The sequence below is a fragment of the Vibrio sp. SS-MA-C1-2 genome (assembly GCF_021513135.1).
Classification (GTDB): Bacteria; Pseudomonadota; Gammaproteobacteria; order Enterobacterales; family Vibrionaceae.
Genome location: NZ_CP090980.1, coordinates 58,784 through 82,476, shown reverse-complemented (window position 1 = coordinate 82,476; position 23,693 = coordinate 58,784). Strand labels below are relative to the sequence as shown.

General features: G+C 37.3%; 23 protein-coding genes. 11 read left to right on the top strand and 12 right to left on the bottom strand.

Translation table 11 applies throughout. The annotated features are described in order from the left end of the window. Nucleotides 1–4 precede the first annotated feature (4 nt). The 5 genes from L0B53_RS19320 to L0B53_RS00395 all read right to left on the bottom strand — a co-directional run bounded on the left by L0B53_RS19320 (nt 5) and on the right by L0B53_RS00395 (nt 3,770). A complete protein-coding gene (locus tag L0B53_RS19320) occupies nt 5–130 on the bottom strand; it encodes a hypothetical protein (RefSeq protein ID WP_260115530.1) in 126 nt (41 codons plus the stop codon). Continuing rightward, the gene (locus tag L0B53_RS00410) at nt 123–1,349 is read right to left on the bottom strand and encodes an FMN-binding protein (protein ID WP_235059346.1); all 1,227 of its coding nucleotides are present in this window, start codon (nt 1,347–1,349) and stop codon (nt 123–125) included. Before L0B53_RS00410 ends, L0B53_RS19320 begins: the two co-directional genes overlap by 8 nt. Before the next feature lie 29 nt (nt 1,350–1,378). Next, nucleotides 1,379–1,990: a tetratricopeptide repeat protein gene (locus L0B53_RS00405; RefSeq protein WP_235059345.1), complete on the bottom strand. Its 612-nt coding sequence runs from the start codon at nt 1,988–1,990 to the stop codon at nt 1,379–1,381. A gap of 107 nt (nt 1,991–2,097) precedes the next feature. Further along, nucleotides 2,098–2,442, bottom strand: coding sequence for a hypothetical protein (locus L0B53_RS00400; protein WP_235059344.1), 345 nt, complete (start codon nt 2,440–2,442; stop codon nt 2,098–2,100). A 2-nt stretch (nt 2,443–2,444) separates the two neighbouring features. After that, nucleotides 2,445–3,770, bottom strand: coding sequence for a reductive dehalogenase (locus L0B53_RS00395; protein WP_235059343.1), 1,326 nt, complete (start codon nt 3,768–3,770; stop codon nt 2,445–2,447). A 561-nt stretch (nt 3,771–4,331) separates the two neighbouring features. Between L0B53_RS00395 and L0B53_RS00390 the strand changes: the two genes are divergently transcribed. Both L0B53_RS00390 and L0B53_RS00385 read left to right on the top strand, forming a co-directional pair. Next, nucleotides 4,332–6,662, top strand: coding sequence for a Lon protease family protein (locus tag L0B53_RS00390; protein ID WP_235059342.1), 2,331 nt, complete (start codon nt 4,332–4,334; stop codon nt 6,660–6,662). Between the two features lie 170 nt (nt 6,663–6,832). Next, nucleotides 6,833–7,084 carry a YfhL family 4Fe-4S dicluster ferredoxin gene (locus tag L0B53_RS00385; RefSeq protein ID WP_235059341.1) on the top strand — a complete coding sequence of 84 codons (252 nt, stop codon included), beginning with the start codon at nt 6,833–6,835 and terminating at the stop codon, nt 7,082–7,084. Nucleotides 7,085–7,235: 151 nt separating this feature from the next. Here L0B53_RS00385 and L0B53_RS00380 read toward each other — a convergent pair whose 3' ends face one another. The 3 genes from L0B53_RS00380 to mepA form a co-directional block, all read right to left on the bottom strand. Continuing rightward, a complete protein-coding gene (locus L0B53_RS00380; RefSeq protein ID WP_235059340.1) occupies nt 7,236–7,877 on the bottom strand; it encodes a sulfurtransferase in 642 nt (213 codons plus the stop codon). 29 nt (nt 7,878–7,906) lie between these two features. Next, the gene (locus tag L0B53_RS00375) at nt 7,907–8,641 is read right to left on the bottom strand and encodes a rhodanese-like domain-containing protein (RefSeq protein ID WP_235059339.1); all 735 of its coding nucleotides are present in this window, start codon (nt 8,639–8,641) and stop codon (nt 7,907–7,909) included. A 207-nt stretch (nt 8,642–8,848) separates the two neighbouring features. Continuing rightward, complete coding sequence (mepA, locus tag L0B53_RS00370) at nt 8,849–9,706, bottom strand: penicillin-insensitive murein endopeptidase (protein WP_235059338.1); 858 nt, start codon at nt 9,704–9,706, stop codon at nt 8,849–8,851. Nucleotides 9,707–10,116: 410 nt separating this feature from the next. Here mepA and L0B53_RS00365 point away from each other — a divergent pair, with 410 nt between their 5' ends. Further along, on the top strand, nt 10,117–10,461 hold the full coding sequence (locus L0B53_RS00365; RefSeq protein ID WP_235059337.1) for a recombinase family protein: 345 nt from the start codon (nt 10,117–10,119) through the stop codon (nt 10,459–10,461). Between the two features lie 173 nt (nt 10,462–10,634). Here the strand turns inward: L0B53_RS00365 and L0B53_RS00360 are convergent, their stop codons facing one another. The 4 genes from L0B53_RS00360 to glpK form a co-directional block, all read right to left on the bottom strand. After that, the gene (locus tag L0B53_RS00360; protein ID WP_235059336.1) at nt 10,635–11,162 is read right to left on the bottom strand and encodes a TerB family tellurite resistance protein; all 528 of its coding nucleotides are present in this window, start codon (nt 11,160–11,162) and stop codon (nt 10,635–10,637) included. A gap of 67 nt (nt 11,163–11,229) precedes the next feature. After that, nucleotides 11,230–11,427, bottom strand: a complete 198-nt coding sequence (locus L0B53_RS19515; RefSeq protein ID WP_409202786.1) for a hypothetical protein — start codon at nt 11,425–11,427, stop codon at nt 11,230–11,232. Between the two features lie 476 nt (nt 11,428–11,903). Next, nucleotides 11,904–12,359 carry a GFA family protein gene (locus L0B53_RS00355; RefSeq protein WP_235059335.1) on the bottom strand — a complete coding sequence of 152 codons (456 nt, stop codon included), beginning with the start codon at nt 12,357–12,359 and terminating at the stop codon, nt 11,904–11,906. Between the two features lie 219 nt (nt 12,360–12,578). Next, nucleotides 12,579–14,099, bottom strand: coding sequence for a glycerol kinase GlpK (glpK, locus tag L0B53_RS00350; protein WP_235059334.1), 1,521 nt, complete (start codon nt 14,097–14,099; stop codon nt 12,579–12,581). Between the two features lie 372 nt (nt 14,100–14,471). On the opposite strand from glpK, the gene glpA reads away from it, so the two are divergent. From glpA to L0B53_RS00310, 8 genes are all read left to right on the top strand, one after another. After that, nucleotides 14,472–16,169 (top strand): anaerobic glycerol-3-phosphate dehydrogenase subunit A, encoded by a 1,698-nt coding sequence (glpA, locus tag L0B53_RS00345; protein WP_235059726.1) that lies wholly within the window; start codon nt 14,472–14,474, stop codon nt 16,167–16,169. Further along, nucleotides 16,159–17,487: a glycerol-3-phosphate dehydrogenase subunit GlpB gene (glpB, locus tag L0B53_RS00340; protein WP_235059333.1), complete on the top strand. Its 1,329-nt coding sequence runs from the start codon at nt 16,159–16,161 to the stop codon at nt 17,485–17,487. The genes glpA and glpB overlap by 11 nt, the downstream gene beginning before the upstream one ends. A 1-nt stretch (nt 17,488) precedes the next feature. Further along, nucleotides 17,489–18,724, top strand: coding sequence for an anaerobic glycerol-3-phosphate dehydrogenase subunit GlpC (glpC, locus tag L0B53_RS00335; RefSeq protein WP_235059332.1), 1,236 nt, complete (start codon nt 17,489–17,491; stop codon nt 18,722–18,724). A gap of 360 nt (nt 18,725–19,084) precedes the next feature. Further along, complete coding sequence (locus L0B53_RS00330; RefSeq protein WP_235059331.1) at nt 19,085–19,468, top strand: LuxR C-terminal-related transcriptional regulator; 384 nt, start codon at nt 19,085–19,087, stop codon at nt 19,466–19,468. Nucleotides 19,469–19,874: 406 nt separating this feature from the next. Next, nucleotides 19,875–20,192 (top strand): conjugal transfer protein, encoded by a 318-nt coding sequence (locus tag L0B53_RS00325; protein WP_235059330.1) that lies wholly within the window; start codon nt 19,875–19,877, stop codon nt 20,190–20,192. A gap of 1 nt (nt 20,193) precedes the next feature. Then, nucleotides 20,194–20,553: a conjugal transfer protein traD gene (locus L0B53_RS00320; RefSeq protein ID WP_235059329.1), complete on the top strand. Its 360-nt coding sequence runs from the start codon at nt 20,194–20,196 to the stop codon at nt 20,551–20,553. Nucleotides 20,554–20,650: 97 nt separating this feature from the next. Next, nucleotides 20,651–22,909 (top strand): conjugal transfer protein TraE, encoded by a 2,259-nt coding sequence (locus tag L0B53_RS00315; protein WP_409202800.1) that lies wholly within the window; start codon nt 20,651–20,653, stop codon nt 22,907–22,909. Nucleotides 22,910–23,026: 117 nt separating this feature from the next. Then, a complete protein-coding gene (locus L0B53_RS00310; protein WP_235059327.1) occupies nt 23,027–23,677 on the top strand; it encodes a type IV secretion system protein in 651 nt (216 codons plus the stop codon). Nucleotides 23,678–23,693 lie beyond the last annotated feature (16 nt).

Sequence of the window (23,693 nt, the reverse complement as noted above, 5' to 3'; positions counted from 1 at the left end):
GCCATTAAGATAAATGTCGCATTAAAGAGTCTGCGATAAAGAGTAAAATGACGATACTAGCCAGCACAAAAAAAACACCACTAATAATTCGACCTACTTTGTCAAATGTTGAAGAGGTAGAGCTATTCATTTTTCGTCCTTTTTCTTTTAATTAATGTTACAAGCCAATTTCTTCCTAATACTAAATAATCTAATCCTTGACCAGCAGGACAAAAATATCGACAAAATAATTTAGGTACAAACACGGAACCAATCACAAAAATAGGGAGAATCGCCCATTGGATCCCGATACCTTCTAATGAAAAAATCATACTAAATGGTTCATAGGTTCCCGCAATGGGCACCGTGGTCAATAAGCCAGTAAAAAGCGCCAACCATAATCCAAATTTAGGCAAATAACTCCCATAACGTTTAATATAACGGGGAATTGGAAAGTTTAAACCTGTTAATTTACTGATTAAAAATTGTAAAGCAGAAAAAGGACAGATATTGCCACAATAAATATTTCGACCAAGAACAATAATTGCGACCAAAACACTGCCACAAATAATCCAAAAACTTAAATTTTCATAAATTGAAGGCGTATAACCTAATAAGACAGCAGAAAAATAACTAACACTGATCATCTGATTTAGCCAGAATCCCATACCACCTAGACTCATTATCGCTAATATCAATTTATAAGCAGGGTGTTTAATCACTTGACTTAATAGCGCTAAAATCACAAACCCAATTAAAACAAAATGTTGATTTTCAAGATTTAACTCTTGCTTAATCAATGTTTGTTGTGTACCAAAACTAATTACAGACGCTTGTTCTAAGCCACGGTAATGTGCGCGCATAATGGCTGTTGAACTAATGGTTGCCCCACTGACCGCATCAAAACTTTGATGACTTTTTTCATCAATCACTTGTTTATTTAAAAACTGATTTAAATATCGATGATTATATAATTTTTGAATATAAGCTGGTGTGTCATTATTAGCTAAAATATCCAAACGAGTAATCTTACCTTTCGTATCATATAAGGTGACTAATAATAAGGGTCCACCATAACTATTTTCTTTCGTAAGAATAGCCGTTTCAAAAACTTGCTTACCTTTTTTCTCTTTTTTTACTGACCATAGATTGTTATACCCCTCTAACGGAATAATGTCACTATTGGGGTAAATATGTTGAAGTTGAGAAAGGTAATTTGGTGTATTTAATCCTTGGCCTAACCAATATCCAAATAGCAGCGTTATTAAAAATAACCACCTGAATAATTTTGAATAATCAAATCGCCAACCAATAATCTCTTTTTTATTCAATTGACTTCTACAAGTCTGTTTACAACTTTGGCAAGACATCGTTATTCCTTATTTGATGCGTAATCATCTTAATCCGTTAATTCTGTCACTTGAATGCGTTCACCTATTGGTGCATTTTGAAGTTGTTGTAAACAGGTTTTTCGGATATCGAAAAGTTCTTGATCTTCATCTTGCAATTCAATTAATACATTGATGTCAGATAACGCTTCTTGATATCGGTGCATGCCGAGTAAACATGCCATACGATATTTCAATGCTGTAATATCGATACTTTCAACTAAGACAGAATCAAAGTCATCAATAGCATCAGCTAGACGCCCACAACCATGGTTAGCGATCCCTCTTGCAATAAGCGTTTGCTCAGTCTCCATTCCTAATTTTAACGCGACGGAGAAAAATCCGACAGCATCATCAAACTCCCCTTGAATACTGGCAACTCTTCCTGCATTAAAATAACCATTAGGCCAAGCTGGCTCTAATTCAATCACTTTATCTAGATAGGTCTGAGCTTCCGAAAACGCTTGCTCTGCCATGGAAGCTGTAGATAAGTGAAAATAGGCTTCACTATAATCAGGCTCTATGTGAATGACCTGTTGAAATAAATCGATAGCCTTCTTAAATTGATGGTTTTCTATCGCCTTGATGCCGTTCTGATAAGTCTCTTTTACTTTATTCGTCATTTTAATTTCAGTTATGTTCTATTTGTACCTTTTTAGTTGCAGTTACTCGCTCGTTTTATATACTGATTACTCACTAATAACTGCAATTACTTTAGGCTTATTGTTTATTATGCAATCTCTTGGGTTAAGTTCGTTCTTTTTTTGTTCGGTTCTGCTTTAATCTTATTTTTCAATGCCAAACGAGCACCTAGAATCGCAATCAATAATCCAGGAAGGAAAATAGCAATCACACTCATTGAGGCTGATTGTGGCTCTTTTTCTAAAACAGAACTAACCGCCCAAGCAATATCAAAGATCATCGCCCCAAGACCAACAGTTAATATAACTAACCCAAGCCAATTTGCTTTATATTTAACTCTTAACCAGATTAGTCCTTGGAATGTCGCTAAACAGATAACCCCAAGCCAAAAGAATAAAACTTCAATTCCTGTAAAAATTCCAAATCCAGACATCGTTAATCTCCCAATCCATTATATTCACGACCTTTATCATCCCAAAATACAGCGGGAGCCGTCTCATCAAACGTCTTGCCGTATCCATGTAAAAGATCCATATCCGCCATAAAGCTATGTAGTGGTCCAGGTAAAATGGTATTCACTTTATCGATTAAACGATGATGCCAGAAATCAGGTTTGTTATAAGGGCAGCATGAAACACAACTACTACAACTTGTTTTAGAATCAGCCCAGTATTGTAAGCATTTATCACAATTGACATACCACTTCCTGACACCTGGATTACTAAACCCCCAGTCGTTTCCATCATTAGGTGGCGCCATACTTGGCTTAGGATCAAAAGAGATGGCATTTGATGGACAATTATCCGCACAATGCATACAATTTTCACAAAAACTCTCGACACCAAAGGTAACCGGTTTATCAAAATATTCATCAAGATCTAAGTCGGTATACACTTTAGCTAATCGCAAACGAGGCCCGTATTTATGGTTCAATAATAATCCCATACGAGTAGGTTCACCTAAACCAGCAGCAATCGCATAAGGAATACTTAAACCAAAACTATTTCCCACTCCCGCCGAATGAAACCCAAGATGGTGCAAGAATGCCGCTAATTGATAAGCGGTTTTGCCCATACGAGCATACCCATCAACCATCGCTGAATCGCCAAGCGGTGTTGGGGCTGCACGAAGAGCTTCATAATTTACCTCAAACCCCAAAACAATCACTGTCTTTGCTTCAAAAGGTAATGCATCCTCCAATGGATGTATATTTTCAAACTCTCTAACATGGGTATAATCCCAACGTAGATCTCGACGAGTAATACCAACTAAATCTGCACCATAATGCCTCGCAGCACGCTTTATAACAGCATGAGCCGTTGCACTATCTTTAAATTTAAAACTTGGGTTAAATGCGTCTGGTTTGAAGATTTTAGGCAGATCATAACCTTCATAAGCAGGAGCATAAGGACTCATGGCGACAGCAGCAGCCCTTGCACCTGCTTTTAATGCATAATCAATAGAAGTGAAACCAGGTTTATTCTCATCAGGATCGGGACGGGTAATATATTGTATACCACGAGTTTTAAAGCGGTAAAAAGAAGTCTTAGTCTCACTTGTTCGCTTATAATCAGGAGAAACAGTGATAGGAAAACTATCATGCTTTACAATACCAATTTCGCTTCGTCCTTCTGCTTTAGCATTTGATGACAATCCACCCGTTGCCATCGCTACGCCACCTACTGCACTTAATTTCAACAAATTTCTACGTGACTTACCAACATCACTTAAACTCTCTGGATTAGTCAAATTCTCAGACACAACTTATACTCCTTTATAAATACCCAAGAAGTATCAATGATAATGAGTGAGTATAAGCTGACAGAGATCAATAATCGTCATCCAGTTAAGGTATAGTGACTATAACTAAAAGTCATTCTGATCCTCTATCTATACCCAAAGTCATTGGCGTTGCTAGTAGGCGGCAAGTGAATGAGGCCCCATGAGTATAGGTGTGCTATATGATTGGGTCGAATGAGCGAAGCCAACAACCTAGTAACTGCAAGTAAAAAGGGGATATTCGTTACATTGAATATCTCAGCAAGTTATCAATTGTTTATTCACGCTGATAGAGCTTATCAGAAGAGGTAATAAATATTCTCGCTAAAGGACGACGATGCCTTATCATAGCGTTGCTTTTTAATATAGCGTAAACAAGCAGTCAAAAATCCCACATAAATATTCAACCGATACCGATAAACTACCTACATGCGTAACATTCATTATCAAAAACAATAAATCGACATTAATAATCAGATAAGCCATTAAAAAGTAATAAATTTAAACTACACTAACAAATAAAACCAATCTCAAGGGTAGCCTATGACCATTCAAAAACTGTTAACCTCAGACCTCTACCGTAAAGCAAGTATCGATAGTCAAACTCACAAATCAACAAAATATCTTGAACCTTTAAATGAGATTGTTGGTCAGGCACGTGCACAGCAAGCCGTTGAGTTTGCGATGTCTATTCCAGATAAAGGTTATAACATCTATGCTATCGGTCAAAATGGGCTAGGAAAACGTACAATGGTGCTTCGGTATTTAGAACGCCACCACTCTACTCAACAAGCTTTAGTTGATTGGTGTTACGTAGCAAATTATGACGATTTACGTACACCTAAAGTATTACAACTTGCGGCAGGTACTGCGAATCAATTCAAAAATGAAATTGAAACCCTAATGACCAAATTAGTGAAAGCTTTACCGCTCTCCTTTGATAATGAAGTCTATTATGCCCGTTCTGAGATCTTAAAAAATCAACTCCATGATAAACAAGAAAAAGCATTGGTCGAATTGACAGAAGAATCTGCACGTTTAAATATCAGTCTGTCGATGACAGCCCAAGGTGACTATCAATTCATTGCTATGGTTGATAAAGAAACCCCTCATACCGATGACTCTTTTAATGACCTGCCTAAAAGTGAACAAAAAGAATTTATCGCAACCATTGATAAGTTAGAAATAAAACTTCGAAAAATGGTGAGGAATATTACAGAGTGGGAGGAGAAATTTTCAGAAGATGTTGAAAATCTAAACTCAGATATCACAACGGAAGTTCTTAATCATCATCTTAAGCCATTAATAAAAAAATACCACTCTGATCGGGCTGTGAGCAATTACCTTAAAGAAATGCTCGATGATATTATAAAAAATGTGGATATTTTCCTGCAAGACAGTGAAGATGAAGTTGCATTAAGTTATGCTGCCTTAGAGAAAAAACTCCCTCGCCGCTATCAAATCAATGTCTTAGTCTGCCAACAACAAGACCATTACCCCATTGTTGTAGAAGAGAACCCAACCTATCATTCTCTATTTGGTTACATTGAGAATGCAACCTACAAAGGGACGGTTTTCACTGATTATTCCCTGATCCGTTCGGGCAGTCTACATCGAGCCAATGGTGGCGTACTGCTCATTGATGCAATAAAAGTATTAGAGCGCCCTTATGTTTGGGATGGATTAAAACGCGCACTTCGATCTCGCCAATTAAACCTCACGTCTTTAGAACGAGAAGTCACATTATCAGGAACGATCTCTTTAGAGCCAGAGTCCATTCCCCTCGATGTGAAAATCATTATTTTTGGTGATTATCAAACTTATCAACTATTACAACATTATGATCCTGAGTTTAAAGAATTATTTAAAGTGACCGCAGACTTTGAAGATGAAATGCACAGAACAAAAGAGAGCGAAGATCAATATGCGCGCTTTATCTCCAGTATCGTTCATGACAATAAAATGCTTCATTGCGAATACCGAGCTATATCTCGAATTATCGAATACAGCTCACGCCAAGCAGATAATCAAAATAAATTATCTCTTCATTCTGCTCACATTGCTAATTTACTTCGTGAAAGCAATTACAGTGCAAAATCAGCCAATGCTAAGATGATCCACTTGAAACATGTTGAGCAAGCGTTAAAAAACCAGCAACAACGAGTTAGTCGCTTACAAGATATGGTTATGGAGGGGTTTAAAAATGGTACGACCTTATTGCAGGTTGAGGGTGCTGTTGTTGGTCAAGTCAATGCGTTATCAGTTTTAGCAACCCAAGACTTTCAATTTGGCGCACCAAACCGAATAACAGCGACTACCCGCTTCGGCAGTGGTGAAGTGGTTGATATCGAACGACAAGTTAATATGGGCGGTGAGATCCACTCTAAAGGGGTGATGATTTTGACCGCTTACCTTAAATCTATGTTGGCAAAAGATACCACTTTGCCACTTTCGACCACACTCACCTTTGAGCAAAATTATGGGGGTGTTGATGGTGATAGTGCATCGATGGCTGAACTTTGTGCCATTATTTCTGCCTTCTCAGAGCAGCCAATTAAGCAGTCTATATCAATTACAGGATCGATGAATCAATTTGGCGAAAGTCAGCCGATTGGTGGTGTTAATGAAAAGGTAGAGGGCTTCTTTGATGTCTGTCAGCTTAAAGGTCGAGATAAGCAACAAGGTGTTATCATTCCCAGTTCTAATATTAAGAATCTAATGCTACGTGCTGATATTCAACAGGCAATAGAAAACAACGAGTTTACTATCTGGAGTGTTGACCATGTAACAGAGGCTATTGAGTTATTATTAGATAAGCCAGCTCAACAATTGTTTGAACAGGCTAAAGTTAAACTTAATGCCTTAAAGCGGTAAATTCTTCGAATTAAATCAATATTAATCACTCATTATCGACCAGCATAAACTCGTTTACGCTGGTCTTTTGCTATTTTTGGTTTTCGTTATTTTATGATACACTTCGCGCCGCTTTCTACTGGGTTTATTCAATAACCCTCTTTTAAATTTTACATGGTTTAGAAATCAATATGGCTTTAAAAATCACTGAAAAATGTATCAACTGTGATATGTGTGACCCAGAGTGCCCTAATGAGGCAATTACATTTGGTGCGGAGATCTACGAAATAGATCCTGATAAATGTACCGAGTGCCAAGGTCACTATGACAAGCCAACTTGTATGAGTGTTTGTCCTATCGATTGTATCATTGTCGATCCTGACCATGTCGAAACTGAAGAGCAGCTACTTGATAAATATGTAAAACTACAAGGTTTAGTATAAACGCCTTCTTTTTCTTCGCTTTAATCCAAAAAATGAAACTAGGGTAATACTCACCACTGTATTACCTCTAATTTTGTTACTATTCACGTTCTTATATTCTACTTACTTAAAATTTCTAGATTGATGCTGTATTGAATGAATCCAAGGATTTTTAATCCACTTCACTATATTGAACAGCTTTTGAAGGTATTCCAGTTTCAACTTTATTCTCTTTTATTGAACTCCACTCATACCAACCACCATCATAGACAGAAATATTTTGCCATCCCATCACATAAGCATAAAAGAAAGCTTCAGATGCACGCCAACCAGTGCCACAGAAAAAGGATACATTTTGTTTTGAATTTATCCCCCACTGCTGCCACATTTTAATGATTTGTTGAGAACTTCGCATTGTTCCATCGACATTTCTAAAATCTTCTAAATGATATGGGTCACTACCCGCATGCCCCCATTTAGCTCCAGCAATACGCCCTTTTGGATCGATGTAACTATAACCACTGGTGTTACCAATATATTCCTGCCAAGAACGAATACTGACTAAAGAGTTTTTATTTTTATCTTTCAATAAAGTCTTCACTTCTTTAGTATCAATGATTACCGTTTTATTTGAACGCTCAGTACCAAACGTGTTCTGAGGTTGTTTATAATTAATTAATGCTTGTTGAGGTGAATCTGTCTGCTGCCAAATCGTCCAACCACCATCCAGCAAACGGACATCTTTTACACCTAAATTCATCATAATCGATGCAGCACGGGCGGCAGCAGAAGTATCACGCCCATAGATAATCACCGTTTGATCTTGTACGATACCCAGTTGTGCTAAATTTTTTTAATCTCATCATCAGGTAATCGGTTCCATAACGGCTCACTCTCAATCTTATTGGTATCGAGATAAAGTGCTTTTGGAATATGAGCTAAGAAGTATTCCGCTTTTTTCAGTGGTCCCCACCCCACTTCCACGACATTATAATCCTTAGTCGGTGGTTGATTCACAGGTTTACCGGCTAATACAAGATTCAACCAACGAGCTGATACTAGTTTGCCGTAATTAGGTTGCGCAATGAGTTGATGGTTATATTCAGCAACAGATTGGGTCACTAAATGTATATTGGTAAAACCCACGTTTTGCAATTCGAGTTGTAATGTTTTTGCATCAGGTTTCTGACAATAGAGATAGATATTTTTTGCACTATTCTCAGGGATATTTAAATCAAAGCGTTCAGATAAAAGAATGCTTAATTTTTCTCTATTTAATTTGGTTAACCATGACGAGGGAAAGGATTCCGCATTTGGCAGATGCCCCCCAAGTTGAGCATCATTTTCAGGCCAACCGTTATAGTATTCAGAAGGACGGCAATCAATGAGTAAGTTATCCCTTGCTATTAACTGAGTGGCATTAATATCGATTAAATTTGAAGAATATGCTAACGGCTTGTTAGCCACATCTTTGATCATGTTTGAACTTGATTGAGCAGAGGTCGAAATACAAAGTATTCCACCAATAAATGGGAGAGTTAGATATTTAGCAACACGTTTGATTATTCTTTTAAGCATTGAAATTACCATAGAATGAACATTTAATTGTTGGATAAAATACTTTTAAACACTTTATTGATTCTTATTATATAATAACAAATCCTAAAAATTTCATTTCAACTTGTTTAAAGTTATTTTATAAAATCATATTAAACAGTAGTTTAATGACAACTTCATTGATCAAGCATAATATTTTGTGGTGAGATGGTAATTAGGTGTTTATTGTCAAAATCTGCCATCAAGAATTTCTTGACAACGTAACGGCTTCTTTTTGCGATTTTTCTTTTGTGGTTTATTTACTGGCGCTTTTACTTTTTTGACTTTGTTTGTCGGGTTTTCCACTACTGTTTTAGGCCACCATGAGTAGAGTTCTTTTCCACAGCCATCATCATCGGCAGGTAAGGCTTGAGGTTTACACTCTAAGCTGTCCGATGGACATTGTAGTCGAACATGAAAATGGTAATGATGTCCCCACCAAGGTCTAATTTTACTCAACCAATCTCGGTTATTCCAATCCAATTGACACAAGGCTTCTTTAATCACAGGATGAACAAAGATTCGTTCGACACTCTTATCCATTGCCGCTGTCGCTATTACTCGTGCATGCTCCTCAGTCCAATTATTGTCATTCATCGTGAACTGTTTTAAATTAACAACACGATAAGGTTCAAGATTTTCACGCTGTTTAATTGAGTAATCCTCTTTACCTGGTTTAAGCCAAATATCGACATCAAGCCCAGTTTGATGACTTGCATGTCCAGACGTAAATCGACCGCCTCGAGGCATGCTAATATCACCGATTAATAAACTGCCAAACCTTTCATGGTTGACTTTACGGGCTAATTTTTCAATAAAATCAATCGTATTTGGATGACCATAATAACGATTTCTTGAGGTGCGAATAACTTGATAGCCTTCTCCATCTAATGGAAGATTTTGTGCACCGAGTAAACAGCCATTAGCATAAAACCCTATTGATTCGGGGTTCTCATCTATTGGTGTTGAAAAGTCTTGCCAACTGATTCCCCAACTTTTTACAGAAAATAATAAACAGAACATAATCACTTTTTGTACTTTATTCATTATTTTGAATTTATATTGTTTTTGTGAGGAAAAATTCAAAGCCCTCTCCCGTCTTAATCATTATTGTATGACCTAGCCAATATGATGTTTTAATCGCACTTTACACCAAGATTTAAATCGTTTGGAGAAGCAGCAAACACCATTAATCCAACGCTGTATTCGACTTTACGCTCAACTTAACTGCACAAATAGTCGCTTTAAGAAAGAAGATTAAATAAATATAACGTTTCTTATAATTGAGATAACACATATTACATATTCAGTGTTAGCGGTAAAATAATGCGACAGATATCAAATAATTTTATTAAAAAACAACAAAATTGAGAGCTATGCCAAAGATTTCATATGATTTATACGACAAAAATAATCTCTGACATATAATAGATAAATACCTAATAAGAGATAGAATTATGACTCAATACTACTACAACATAGATAGCAAACAGCTTAATGACAATAACAACATCAATGAGCTCCATTTAGAGTTGGATAATCAAAAGAAGCCTGTTCTTGTCGATCTATTGTTGCAGTTAAAAATGGGTGATTCTATTGTATGTGACGATTTAGATAGTTTTAGTGGATCTCTAAACGAGAGTATTCCTTTAATCAATCATATTATTTCATCTGGGGCTTCTATACAGTTTTCAAAACAAGGACTAGAACTAACCAACAATAGTGAAAGCCAAGAACAATTACGTCAACTAAGTGCGGCAGCAAAAGTAGAAGATCTTCTAGCTAAACTAACAGTGCATTAGGTCTTAAGAACAATAAATTATTTATCGATATGATTTAAAACAAACCCAGAAATAAATACCTAAAATATGATAGGAAAAAGAAAGCTATCCATCGAGCAAAGTCCGACGGATGCTCTTCGACCAAGGGAGCAAAAGCAACTGTATTTTGCCTTTGTTAAACAGCTTGTTAACTGCTACCACTTTGCCTCATTCGAAGAGGGCAAAACGGAAATAATAGACTTTAATAGCTTTTGTTGCTCGCTACTTGGCTGCCCCTCTATATTGGCAACATGTGTTAAGAGTTGTTTGGTGGATTCTGATTGCTCTGGGGTAAAAGATTCGAAGCTTTTAGCGATAACAGATTTTGGATTTGACTTCACCTCCGCACCATTACCCAAAATATGTGAGCTGGAAGCCAATAGACTTTTTGACTCTTCAAAAGACAACTTAAACTCCGTTTGGAAAAGTTCTAGAAGCTCGTTTTTTTGTTCTTTTGTAATATCACCATCTGCTTTTGCGATTGAGAGCATAAACAAAGCTGCGACATCCATAGGTGAATCTAATGAATAATATGATGGCAATTCGTATTGTTGTCTGAATTTACGTCTTCGGTTCCAACTAAATGGATTTAACCATCCTATATCGATACCGCCTTCCTGTAGCCGATTAAGTAAAACCAATATGGTTACGACTACACCTAAAATGCCTAAAATTATGTGCATAAAATTCCCTTATTAGATAATTAGGCAGCTAACGCCACAAACATTGATGTAAAGCTTCAATGTCTTGTTAGCACTGATTTATTTCAGATTCTGGGATAAATTCAGCTACAAAAATATCACTTTCACTATCCAATAAATATTCTTGATTTGTAGGCAGCCGTAATTTCATGAATGTATTTTCATTAACTTGCATAGTGTTACCTTCCACAAATTTTGCTCCTGACTGTAATAAATAATTAAATACATTATTAAAGATATCAAACACTTCCTGACTATGCCAACAACCTAGCAACTTCAAGTAAGAAGGCTATATACATGCTAACAGCTTATTATGTAGCTACTCGATAATGTTCCTATTCACATTCAACTTTGCAGCAATCATCTCAAACTAACTGTTTATATGGATAAAATATATTATTAAAAATTAATTAGCTCGACAATAATCAGGCAAAGTTGAGCATTTTAATATAAAAATCGCTACACCTTTTAATAAGTACTTTCATTTTAATGAACATAGCAATACGTTAGGGTTTTATCGAGCGAAAGGGTATGGTTTTTTGCTCACTTTATATGCAATTCTTAAAAAAAGAATTATAACTGTATACAGTATCGAGGTGGGTGTCCTATGAAGAAGTCATCTTTTATTGAAGTGTTCAGGAAACAAATTAGAATACGTCACCATAGACTCAAACTGAAAAGTCTTATCTAACTGGGGACGTACTCTAACCTTTCTTATTATGTTTAAACTGGCATTTTTTCAAAGCAAGGAATATCTGTCGGCAATTTATACCAACTTAATTTTTCAGACGTCCAAACATGCGCTTGTGGAGCGAAGATTTCATCATCGCTTAAGCCTGTAGGCTTTAACTTTAATTTAATTGATTCTTTCTGTGCTGGGTTATAATGGTAAACACGATTACCACAATCTGGACAAAATACCGCTGTATTGATGTTTCCACTTTCCGCGATACGACTCCACTCCTTTAAATTCCCTTTAAACTCGATATTAGAAGCATCAAAGATAGCCGTCACACTAAATGCACTAGTAGAGAGCTTTTGACATTCCTGACAATGACAAGCGACTGCTTTTTTTGGCTTAGCTGTTATTGAGAAGGAGACTTGTCCACATTGACAACTTGCCTGAATAGGAAAGTCAGTCATTTCTGCTTCATTTACGATCTTTAACTTTTGTTCCATAATCACATCCTTTTAAATGAAAAATCAATTTATCATACTATTGCACAATGAATATTCAGAGTACAATTAAACTGATTAGTTCATGGTTTATTTAAAAGAAATATGAGTAAGGCTAATTCATAAACCGAATATAAGCCATAAAAAAAGGCAGCTTAACCAAGCTACCTTATCTGTGTATTAACAATAATATATCCGTCTTAATTGAGGTATATAGAGGGATTAATCATCGTCATCAGCCGCTAATTCACCCCACATCTTCACGCACTTAACTGCACGCTTCCAACCTTTATAGCGCTTATTACGTTTTCCTTCATCACCGTGTGGTTCAAAAATGGCTTCAATCTCAGATTTATTCTTCAGCTCATCGATGCTATCCCAGAAACCAATCGCCATACCTGCGAGGTAAGCAGCACCTAATGCTGTCACTTCAGTCACTTTAGGGCGTGTGATCTCAGTATTTAAAAGATCAGATTGGAATTGCATTAAGAAGTTATTTGCAACCGCACCACCATCAACTTTGAGCGTGGTTAAATGGATACCAGAATCACACTCCATAGCATCAATCACATCACGAGATTGATAAGCAATACTCTCCAGGGTTGCACGAATAATATGATTAGCATTCGAACCACGAGTTAAGCCAACAATGGTACCACGAGCATAAGCATCCCAATGAGGTGCACCTAACCCTGTAAATGCAGGAATAACATAAACGCCATTTGATGATTTTACTTTTGTTGCAAAATATTCAGAGTCTTTTGCATCGTTCACGAGCTTCATTTCATCACGAAGCCATTGAATCGAAGCACCGCCCATAAATACGGAACCTTCAAGTGCATATTGTGGTTCACCTTTAGGACCACAAGCTAATGTGGTTAATAGACCATTTTTAGACGTAACCTTCTCATCACCGGTATTCATTAGAAGAAAACAACCAGTACCATAAGTATTCTTTGCTTCACCTTTATTAACACACATTTGTCCAAATAAAGCGGCTTGTTGGTCACCAGCAATGCCAGAAATTGGAATACGAGTACCGCCTTTACCACCAATATTCGTTTTACCGTAAATTTCAGATGACTGTTTAACTTCAGGCAATAAAGAACGAGGGATGTCCAACTCTTCAAGCATCTTCTGATCCCATTCCATGGTATTAATATTGAATAGCATGGTACGAGAAGCATTCGTATAGTCAGTGACATGGACACGACCTTGCGTCATGTTCCATATCAACCAAGTATCTACTGTTCCGAATAGTAATTTACCGGCTTCTGCGTCTTCACGAGCGCCTTCAACATTATCTAAAATCCATTTAACTTTGGTTGCCGAGAAATACGGATCAAGAACAAGCCCCGTATTATGATGAATATACTCTTCTAATCCTCTTTCACGAAGCTCATCACAAATCCCAGCGGTACGACGACACTGCCATACAATCGCATTATAAACAGGCTTACCCGTTTCTTTATTCCAAATGATGGTCGTTTCGCGTTGATTAGTAATACCAATCGCCGCGATCTCATCACTATGAAGCCCGGCTTTCCCTAAACTTTCAATCAACGTTGATGACTGTGTTGCATAGATTTCAAGTGGATCATGCTCTACCCAACCTGCTTTTGGATATATTTGTGTAAACTCACGCTGAGCAACACTGACGATGTTCGCATCATGATCCAAAATCACAGTTCTAGAACTGGTTGTTCCTTGGTCTAGAGCAATAATATATTTCTGTTCAGTCATCACTGAAGTCCTTACTTTACTTTATTTAGGAAAAATACGGTTAAGCTATAAACGAGAAAACAATAAGGGTCGCTTACCGAAATTTTTTATTAATTATAATATATGCCATTTATTTACTAATTCTGCGCGATCGAGCGTTAAATTGGAAGGAAAAATACAATATATGTTAAGCACATCAAGTTTTTTATTTTTACTGTATAATAAATCATCATGTAAACGTTAAACATCTAACCAGTTAGTGGTAAAGCCCTACCTATTGAGCATTAGAGCGAAAATAATGCTCGAACGAACGTTATTTGATTTTGGTCAATAAGTCATTAATTTTTCAGTGTCATAATTTACATATTAGAGTAGAAAACTTGTGGATAGATGATGGAAACAATCAATCGATTTAATACTGATGTCGTTATCATTGGTGGAGGTGCAACAGGTACCGGTATAATGCGTGACTGTGCTCTGCGCGGACTTAATTGTATTTTAATAGAGCGAGATGATCTTGCTTCAGGTACGACCGGTCGAAACCATGGTTTATTGCATTCAGGTGCTCGCTACGCTGTCACAGATCACGAATCAGCAACAGAATGTATCAGCGAAAATAAAATTTTAAAAAATATCGCCAACCACTGTGTTGAAGATACCGGTGGTTTATTTATTACCTTGCCTGAAGATGATCTCTCTTTTCAAACAACTTTTGTTCAGGCATGTAATGATGCTGGGATCGAAAACCAAATATTAACACCAAGAGAAGCAATTAAAGCCGAATCAAATGTAAATCCAGAGCTTCTAGGAGCGGTCCGAGTACCAGATGGAACTTTAGATCCTTTTCGTCTCTGCTCTTCAAACGTTCTTGATGCAAAAGAGCAAGGTGCTCGATTATTTACTTATTCAATTGTGACTTCATTAATACGGATTGAAAACCGTGTAATTGGTGTTAATTGCTTTAATCTAAAAACCAAACAAAAATTTGAAGTTTATGCGGATCAAGTCGTGAATGCTGCAGGCATATGGGGTCAAAATATATGTGAATACGCAGACTTACAAATCAAAATGTTTCCTGCAAAAGGTTCTTTATTGATTCTAGATTACCGAATCAATAATATGGTTATAAATCGCTGCCGTAAACCTTCCGATGCCGATATATTAGTTCCAGGTGATACCATCTCTTTAATTGGCACGACTTCTGAACATGTTGATTACGATAAGATCGATGACTTACATGTGACGACAGATGAGGTCGATGTCTTATTAAGAGAAGGAATCAAACTTGCTCCTATCATGGCTGAAACGCGGATTTTAAGAGCATATGCTGGTGTACGTCCATTAGTGGCGGTCAATGGCGATGAATCGGGTCGAAATATTAGCCGTGGCATCGTATTACTTGATCATCAAGAACGTGATGGTTTAGAAGGTTTAACCACTATCACTGGTGGTAAATTAATGACCTCTCGTTTAATGGCGGAATGGACAACAGATTTAGTTACCAAAAAACTCGGTAATACAACGCCTTGCACCACAGATCAACGTCCACTTCCAGGTTCAAAAGATCGTCAAAAACGTACGCGTGTCTCTGTTCAGACTCCAGTGTATTATTCTGCTATTTCTCGTCATGGCGAGCGTGCAGAGAAATTCCTAAAAGATGATAACCAAAGTAAAGCAATTATTTGTGAATGTGAAATGGTGACTGCCGGTGAGATTGAGTATGCCATCAAAAAATTAGATGTTCATAATCTTATGGATCTTCGTCGCCGAACTCGATTAGGCATGGGGCCGTGTCAAGGTGAGCTTTGTACTTATCGTGCGTCAGGACTTTTCGAAGAGTTTGGTGCATGTAACGGTAAAGAAGCTTGTAAATTATTAACCGAATTCCTCGAAGAGCGTTGGAAAGGCGTTAAACCCGTATTCTTTGGTGATGCTTTACGAGAAGGCGAATTTACCTATTGGATTTATGAAGGTCTACTTGGTGCTGGCGCTATCTCCCACTCCACTTCAACCTCTAGCGACAATACAGAACACCAAGCCGTAGAGGCATCAACTCAACAATCTAAAGAGGTTGAATATTATGATCTTTGATACCATTATTATCGGCGGTGGGATGGCTGGTTATGTTGCGGGTTTACGCTGTTTAGAGAAAGGTCAAAAAGTAGCAATGATCTCAAATGGTCAGAGTGCGCTACATTTTTCCTCTGGCTCAATTGATCTGCTATCACGAACACCTGACGGGCGTGCAATTAAAAACCCATTCAATGTTTTCGACCGCTTTGTTGAGGAGTTTCCAAACCATCCTTATCAGAAAATTGGCAAGGCTAATGTTCAAGATAGCTTACAATGGTTTAGAACGGAACTAACCAATGCAGGAATTCCTTTTACCGCCAGCCAAAATGGTGATAATCATCTCCGATTAACCTCATTGGGTAGTTTTAAATCAACCTGGTTATCTCAACCCTATGTTCACCGTTTTCCATTAGATTTAAATACTCACAACATCAAACGAATTGTGTTGGTTGATATTGAAGGGTTTAGAGATTTCCAGTCGACAATGATGGCTGATACTTTACAAACCAATCCTGCATTTAATGGAGTTAATATCTCTAAAGCGCAAATTCGACTACAGGCATTGACGAAAACTAAACGTAATCCTTGTGAACTTCGCTCTATCGATATTGCACGAATTCTGAGTGATAATGATGAATTTGAATCATTAGCAAAGCAACTCTCTCAACAAGCATCACACTCTGATTTAGTGGTGATCCCTGCGATTACGGGAGATGGTGATGGAATTACTTTACTTAATCGATTAAAAGAACGTACTGATCTCCGTTTTCATGAAGTACCAACGATGCCCCCATCACTACTCGGTATCCGATTAGAGCAGAAGATGAAGCACCTATTTATTAAAAATGGGGGGTCATTAATGCATGGAGACCAAGTACTCAGCGCCGACTTTAATTTACAAAGTGAAGATCTGATTATCCAGCACATCTATACGCGTAATTTTAAAAAAATGCCGATAAAAGCCAAAAACTTTATTTTGGCGACGGGCAGCTTTTTTAGTAAAGGGCTAACAAGTCATTATAACAAGATTAAAGAGCCTATCTTTAATTTAGATTTATCAGCACCAGTAAACAGAACAGATTGGTATCAAGATGAGTTTTTCACAGAAGGTTCACATCCATTTTTAACCGCCGGTGTCACCACGAACCAATTATTACAACCATCCATAGATAAAAAACTAGTCACTAATTTATATTGTACTGGTGCGGTATTGGCGGGTTATAATCCTGTTTCAGAAGGCTGTGGCAGTGGCGTGGCAATTAGCTCGGCCTATTTAGCTACCGAGTTAATCGAACAAAATAATTTACAAGCCTTAACGACAACAGAGGGTCAATAAGATGTCACAAACTGAAGTGATTCCAACCACATCGATTGATACCAGTTTTGAACAGTGTATAAAATGTACTGTTTGTACCGTTTATTGTCCGGTTGCTAAAGCAAATATTGATTACCCAGGTCCAAAACAGTGTGGACCTGATGGCGAGCGTCTACGTCTTAAAAGCCCTGAGCTATATGATGAAACGCTAAAATATTGCACTAATTGCAAACGTTGTGAAACAGCTTGTCCTTCTAATGTAAAAATTGGTGATATTATTGCCGTCGCTCGTCGTAAACATGAGAAGAAAGAGATCAGCCCTAAATTTATGCGTGACTTTGTACTTAGTCATACTGATCTTTTTGGCTCATTGACGACCCCTATTGCACCTATCGTTAATAAAGTGACTGAGAATAAAGTCATGAAAAAGGTGATGGAAAAAACCGTGGGGGTTTCTAGCCATAAATCACTACCAAAATACTCATTTGGTACGTTCCGTCGCTGGTATAAAAAGAACAAAAAGCGCCAACTTGACTTTGACCGCCATATTAACTATTTCCACGGCTGTTATGTTAACTATAACCACCCTCAACTGGGTAAAGATGTGGTGAAAGTTCTCAACGCGATGGGAATTGGAATGCAATTGCTAGAAAAAGAGAAATGTTGTGGTGTTCCATTGATTGCGAACGGTTTCTTTGATAAAGCGAAAAAAAATGCTGAGTTTAATGTTGCTCAGATGGAAAAAGCCACCAGCAATAGTTCAATGCCAATTCTATCCACCTCTTCAACTTGTTCATTTACACTACAACAAGAGTATCCGCATGTTTTGGAAGTGGATAATAGTAAAGTCGTTGATAAAATAGAATACATGAGCTCATTTATGCTCCGTGAGTTTATGTCAGGAAATCAACCAAAACTAAAACCGGTCAATAAAAAAGTACTTTATCATATTCCATGTCACTTAGAACGCAGTGGCCAGGTCATTTTCACCACTGAATTAATCAAAATGATTCCAGGTGTCGAATTAGTCATTTTAGACAGCCAATGTTGTGGTTCAGCGGGAACTTATGGTTTTAAAGAAGAAAATTATGAAACCAGCATGAAGATAGGCGAGACGATATTTGAAACCATCAAGCATAGCAAAGAAGCTGATCTTATCATCACAGATTGTGAGACGTGTAAGTGGCAATTGGAAGAAAACAGCCATCTAGAAGCCATTCACCCAATGTCACTAATGGCCATGGCGATTGATGATTAACATAACCTATTGATAATAAACCGATTAATTGACATAAAATGATACTTAGAGCCTCCATGATTTGGGGGCTTTTTATTTTTTGATTATCAAAAGGTACCATCTAAGGTACCAACATTTTTTACTCTAATTTAAAACCAACTTTCTTAATCTGAATATGTATTCAATTTTAGACATACCATTTAAGTCCTAAAATCAAAAATAATGGGATTTATACGTTATTTAAACCAATTTCAGATCCAAAATCTTCTCTTCAGAATCCTGTCTTGATAGCATTATTAATTTGAACTCAGAAAGATCCCGTAGTACGATTAAATTCATATTAATCAATAGACTATAAGAGTTTCACTATAGGAGTTTATAATGCAGTATGAAAACTTAATAACTGATCTATGTGAATTTGAAGAACTGCATACTCAACTATTTCCTGAATTAACTTTAAAGGAGGCAGATTGTGTCTATTACCTATCTATGGGATTAAAAATTAAAGAAATTGCGTCGGTTATGCATGTCTCAGAAAGCATGATTAAAAAGCGTATTATTCATGTCATTACTAAACTTAATACAAGTAATGTGACGAACACCAAATACCTCTACTACCGCCGAGTTCAAAACTATTACCTAAAAAACACGTTAGAAATTCGTCGCATGTTAAATGTACTTTTACTCAACACACCTAGACAGTCACAAAACTCGCCGACTATCTCTTCAAGCACATCTCACCTAACACCACTCACTTTTCTATAAGTATTCAATAAGCAATTTGTGATAAAAGCCTCAAATTCCTACTTTAAATGTACCTTTTTTGGTCAGTTCTTCTTCATCACATTCTCCTTCACAATGTTTATACCTTAACGAGTGACTATCCTGTTTCATTATTTTAAATCTTGCAGCAGAGGATATCAGTTAAGGATTTTACTCCTTGAAAGCGCGAAGAAGCGCGCGGGCAAGTTAACCCAACGAAAGCCGAAAACTTTCGCTGTGTCGATAAAGACGCAGTAAATACGGTCGCTGTAAGTTAAGCGATGACTGTACTGGCCACAGGCAGGAATGTAACTTCTGTAATCACTATTAATACAGTGAAAGTGATCCGTCGCAGTTCGAGCGGTTATATCGAACTCTCTTTTTATTTATTTAATATATGGAATTTACTATGCAACTTTTTAATAAAATCATTCAGAAATCCAACCTTGCTTTTTATTTTGTCCTTTCTTCATTTTTATTGCTTATTTCCAGTCCAGCCAGAAGTGCTGGCGGATTAGCAGAAGCAACCAGTGCACTTCAAACTTTTCAGACTTGGTTATATGGTTTCCTTGGCGTCGGTGTTCTCGTTTACATGATCTACCAAATTATTATGGCGATGCTTGAAAAACAAACGTGGGGAGATGTCTTCACTTCTGTCGGTAAAGTGGCTGCCGCCGGTGGTTGTGTCGCGCTAGCAACATGGGCTTGGGGTATTTGGGGCAGTTAATATGACTGAGAATACACAATATGCGAGCTATAACGTGCTAGCAAGAAAAGCATTAATAGCTGGGGTTCCGATTCTTACCTTGCTGACCTTTCTCTGTTTCATGCTTATCACAGGCTTTGGGGGAATGATGTTATTTGGCTTTGCAAAAGGGCTCATTATTCCATCTCTTTTAGCGATGCTGCTCTTTTTTATTCGTATCAAATGCATAGATGATTCAAGAGCGATGGAAGGATTAAAGTGGGATATCAATAGTCTTTTTTATCGCATGTTATGTCGTTCTTCTGTGATCTCTTTTTCTGCTACCGATGAAACGAATAAACAACGTTATTTACTTATTTCTCAGACCATTACCCATGTATAGCATCTAAGCTATACATCATAATAAAGGGGGCGTAATGATAAAAACACTCTCTATTCATGATCAATTACCTTCGTATCACTTGTGTATTAATCGCAATATGATCACGTTAGAAGATAATAAAATCATGAGTACTATCAGATTAAAAGGGATTCCATTTCAGACCGCTTCATCTTCTGAACTCAATCAACTCTTTTTTACTGTTCAACGCTTTTTTAATGAACTGGCTAAAAATTATGGTGGCCGTTTAGGGGTTTGGACACATGTCGTCAAACGAAAAGATGCGCTTGATGTTCAATACAATTTTCCTTCGGAATTTGTTCAATCATTTGTTAGCCACTATATTGATTCATTTACTCACCAACGTTTTTTTCAAACTGATTACTATATAACGTTTGTGCTGCAATATGCTGAGCTCGAAAGTGGTGAAGCAGAACTAATGGACTTATTAAACTTAGCCCACTCGGTTTTAAAACAATTTGAGTGCGAAACGCTTGCATTAAATGATGATGCTACCCGTTGTTATCATGTCGAGTTTTTAAGTTACTTAATGAACAATCGCACATATCACTTACCGCTTACTGCAAATAAGGTATCAGAAGTTGTAGCCCACTCGGATTGGCATTTTGGTTATGACTTACTCGAAATCCGAAATGCAGATAGTCATGATTCTCGTTATGCTCAGTTTTATGAGCTGGCGGGTTTTCCGCTATCAACCGAAATTGGCATGTGGGACTTTGTTTTAAACCAACAAAGTGAATTTATTTTGACTCAATCAATGTTGCTGATGAAAAATAATGACAGCATTAAGATGATAGATAAACAGATCAACTTAATTTCTTCAGCTGATAATGCACAACATCAAATCGATGAATTAGATCTCGCCAGGGATTATGTCTCCACCAGTGAAATTAGCTTTGGTGATTATCATTGTTCTCTTGCTGTCTTTTCTGATAACCAGGAACAAGTGGTGAAAGATGGGGCTGACCTCGCAGGTGAGTTTTTGTCGAGAGGTACAATGCTAAAGCGTTCTAATCTTAAATCAACGTTTAGTTTTTTAAGTATGTTACCTGCGTCTAAACATCGCATTATGCCCGCACCTAAAACGACAACGAACTTGGCTTGTACGTTTTCGCTTCATAACTACTCAAGAGGAAAGAAAACAGGTAATCCGATTGGGGATGGCTCTGCATTAATCCCGTTGAAAACCACGTCAGACACGCTGTTTTACCTTAACTGTCATGCGTCTGATTTAAATAAAAATGTCACAGGCCAAAAGTTTGCGGGACATACATTGATCCTTGGTGCATCTGGAACAGGTAAAACGACACTTGAAGGGACAATGACGGCGTTCTTAACCCGTTTTGAACCGCAAATCTTTGCTATTGATTATAACCGTTCAACAGAACTCTTTATTCGTGCCTTTGGCGGTGAATATTTCACAATTCGAGAAGGGACTGATACAGGTTTAAATCCATTTCAACTTGCCGATACCCCTGCTCTTCGTGCCTTTCTTAACCGCTTAATTTATCGTTTAACCGCTAACAATGAGGGCTATTTAACAGAACCAGAAGAGTTGGAAGTGAAAAATGGTATTGATACTGTGATGCGACTTCCATTACCTCAGCGTTGTTTGAGTATGTTATTACAGTCTATACAACAACCGAATCTGCGTTCACGGTTAGCGAAATGGTGTCGTAGTGAACATGGTCAACTTAGTTGGTGTTTAGATGCTGAAGAAAATAAGTTTAATCCTCAAGAGATGGATCGCATTGGATTTGATTCAACGATGTTGTTAGAGCCTGATACAGGAGGAGCAATTCACCCTGCCAGTGAGCCGATTTTGGCCACACTATTCTTTTTAAAAGACTTAATGCAACAAGAAGCGCGACTCATGCTAACCATAGTTGAAGAGTTTTGGATGCCTGCAAATTTTCCACTTACCCAATCACTAATGAAACGGGTACTCAAAGCAGGACGGTTAAAAAATGAGTTTATGATCTTAAGTTCGCAATCTCCTGAAGATGCTATTCACTGCGCTATTTTTGCGGCAATAGTACAGCAAACGGCTACGAAGATATTTCTTCCCAACCCTGATGCGGAATTTGAATCGTATGAAAAATGTAATGTGAATAAAGCTGAATTCACTCAACTTAAAGCACTTGATAAATCGTCACGTACTTTCTTGATAAAGCAATCGAATATCAGTTGTTTTGCAAAATTAGATCTGTACGGATTTGATCAGTATCTCCCCATTATTTCTGGTACGGATGAAGACATTGCACTATGTGAACAGCTACGCAAACAACATGGCAACGCACCTGAAAAATGGATACCTAAGTTTCAAGCTCGTTGTTAATTTTTCGAATTCACTGCCGCACAGGCAGCTTAGAAAATTTGTTCCAAGTAATGCTTGAGCAAGATCATGTTCACTGCCGCACAGGCAGCTTAAAAATATGTATTAATGGAGGTTTTTATGAAAAAACTACTTTGTATGCTCTTAATTGTCCTTTCTCCTGTCTCATATTCAGGAATCCCCACCTTCGATATCACTGCATTCACACAAATGATACAAGATGCCACTATCAAAGCTCAGCAATTTCAGCAAACTATGAATGAAGCACGAAATCGCTTAGAGATGATGAAAGAGCAACAAAACCATTATAAGTCAATGGTCGAAGGTCATTTTAACTTTGAAGATATCTTAAATGATTTGAATGCTAATGAGTTTTTGGCGCTCGACGATTGGAAAGATATCTATGATGACGTCGCAGAACTCAACCAATTGCGAGAGCAGTTTAATTTGTTTTCTGACGATCCGATTGTGCAACAGCAATATGATAATCAGCTTAAGCAATTCAACTTACAAAATAAGATGTATGACAGTGCCGTGGAGCGAAATGATCGAATGAAATCGCTGCTTAATGAGTTTTCAACCGCGACAACGCCCGCGGCAAAAGATGATATTGCTAATTCACTTCGGCTCGAACAGCTTCAAATGCAGAATGATGCTCAGATGATGCAAACAATGAATGCACTCATGTCTAAAGAACGAGTGATGAAAGCAGATCAATCTGCACGAGAAAGTAGTAGACGATTATTAAACGAAGGTATCCCTCGAAGTTAATTATTAAAAGGATTTT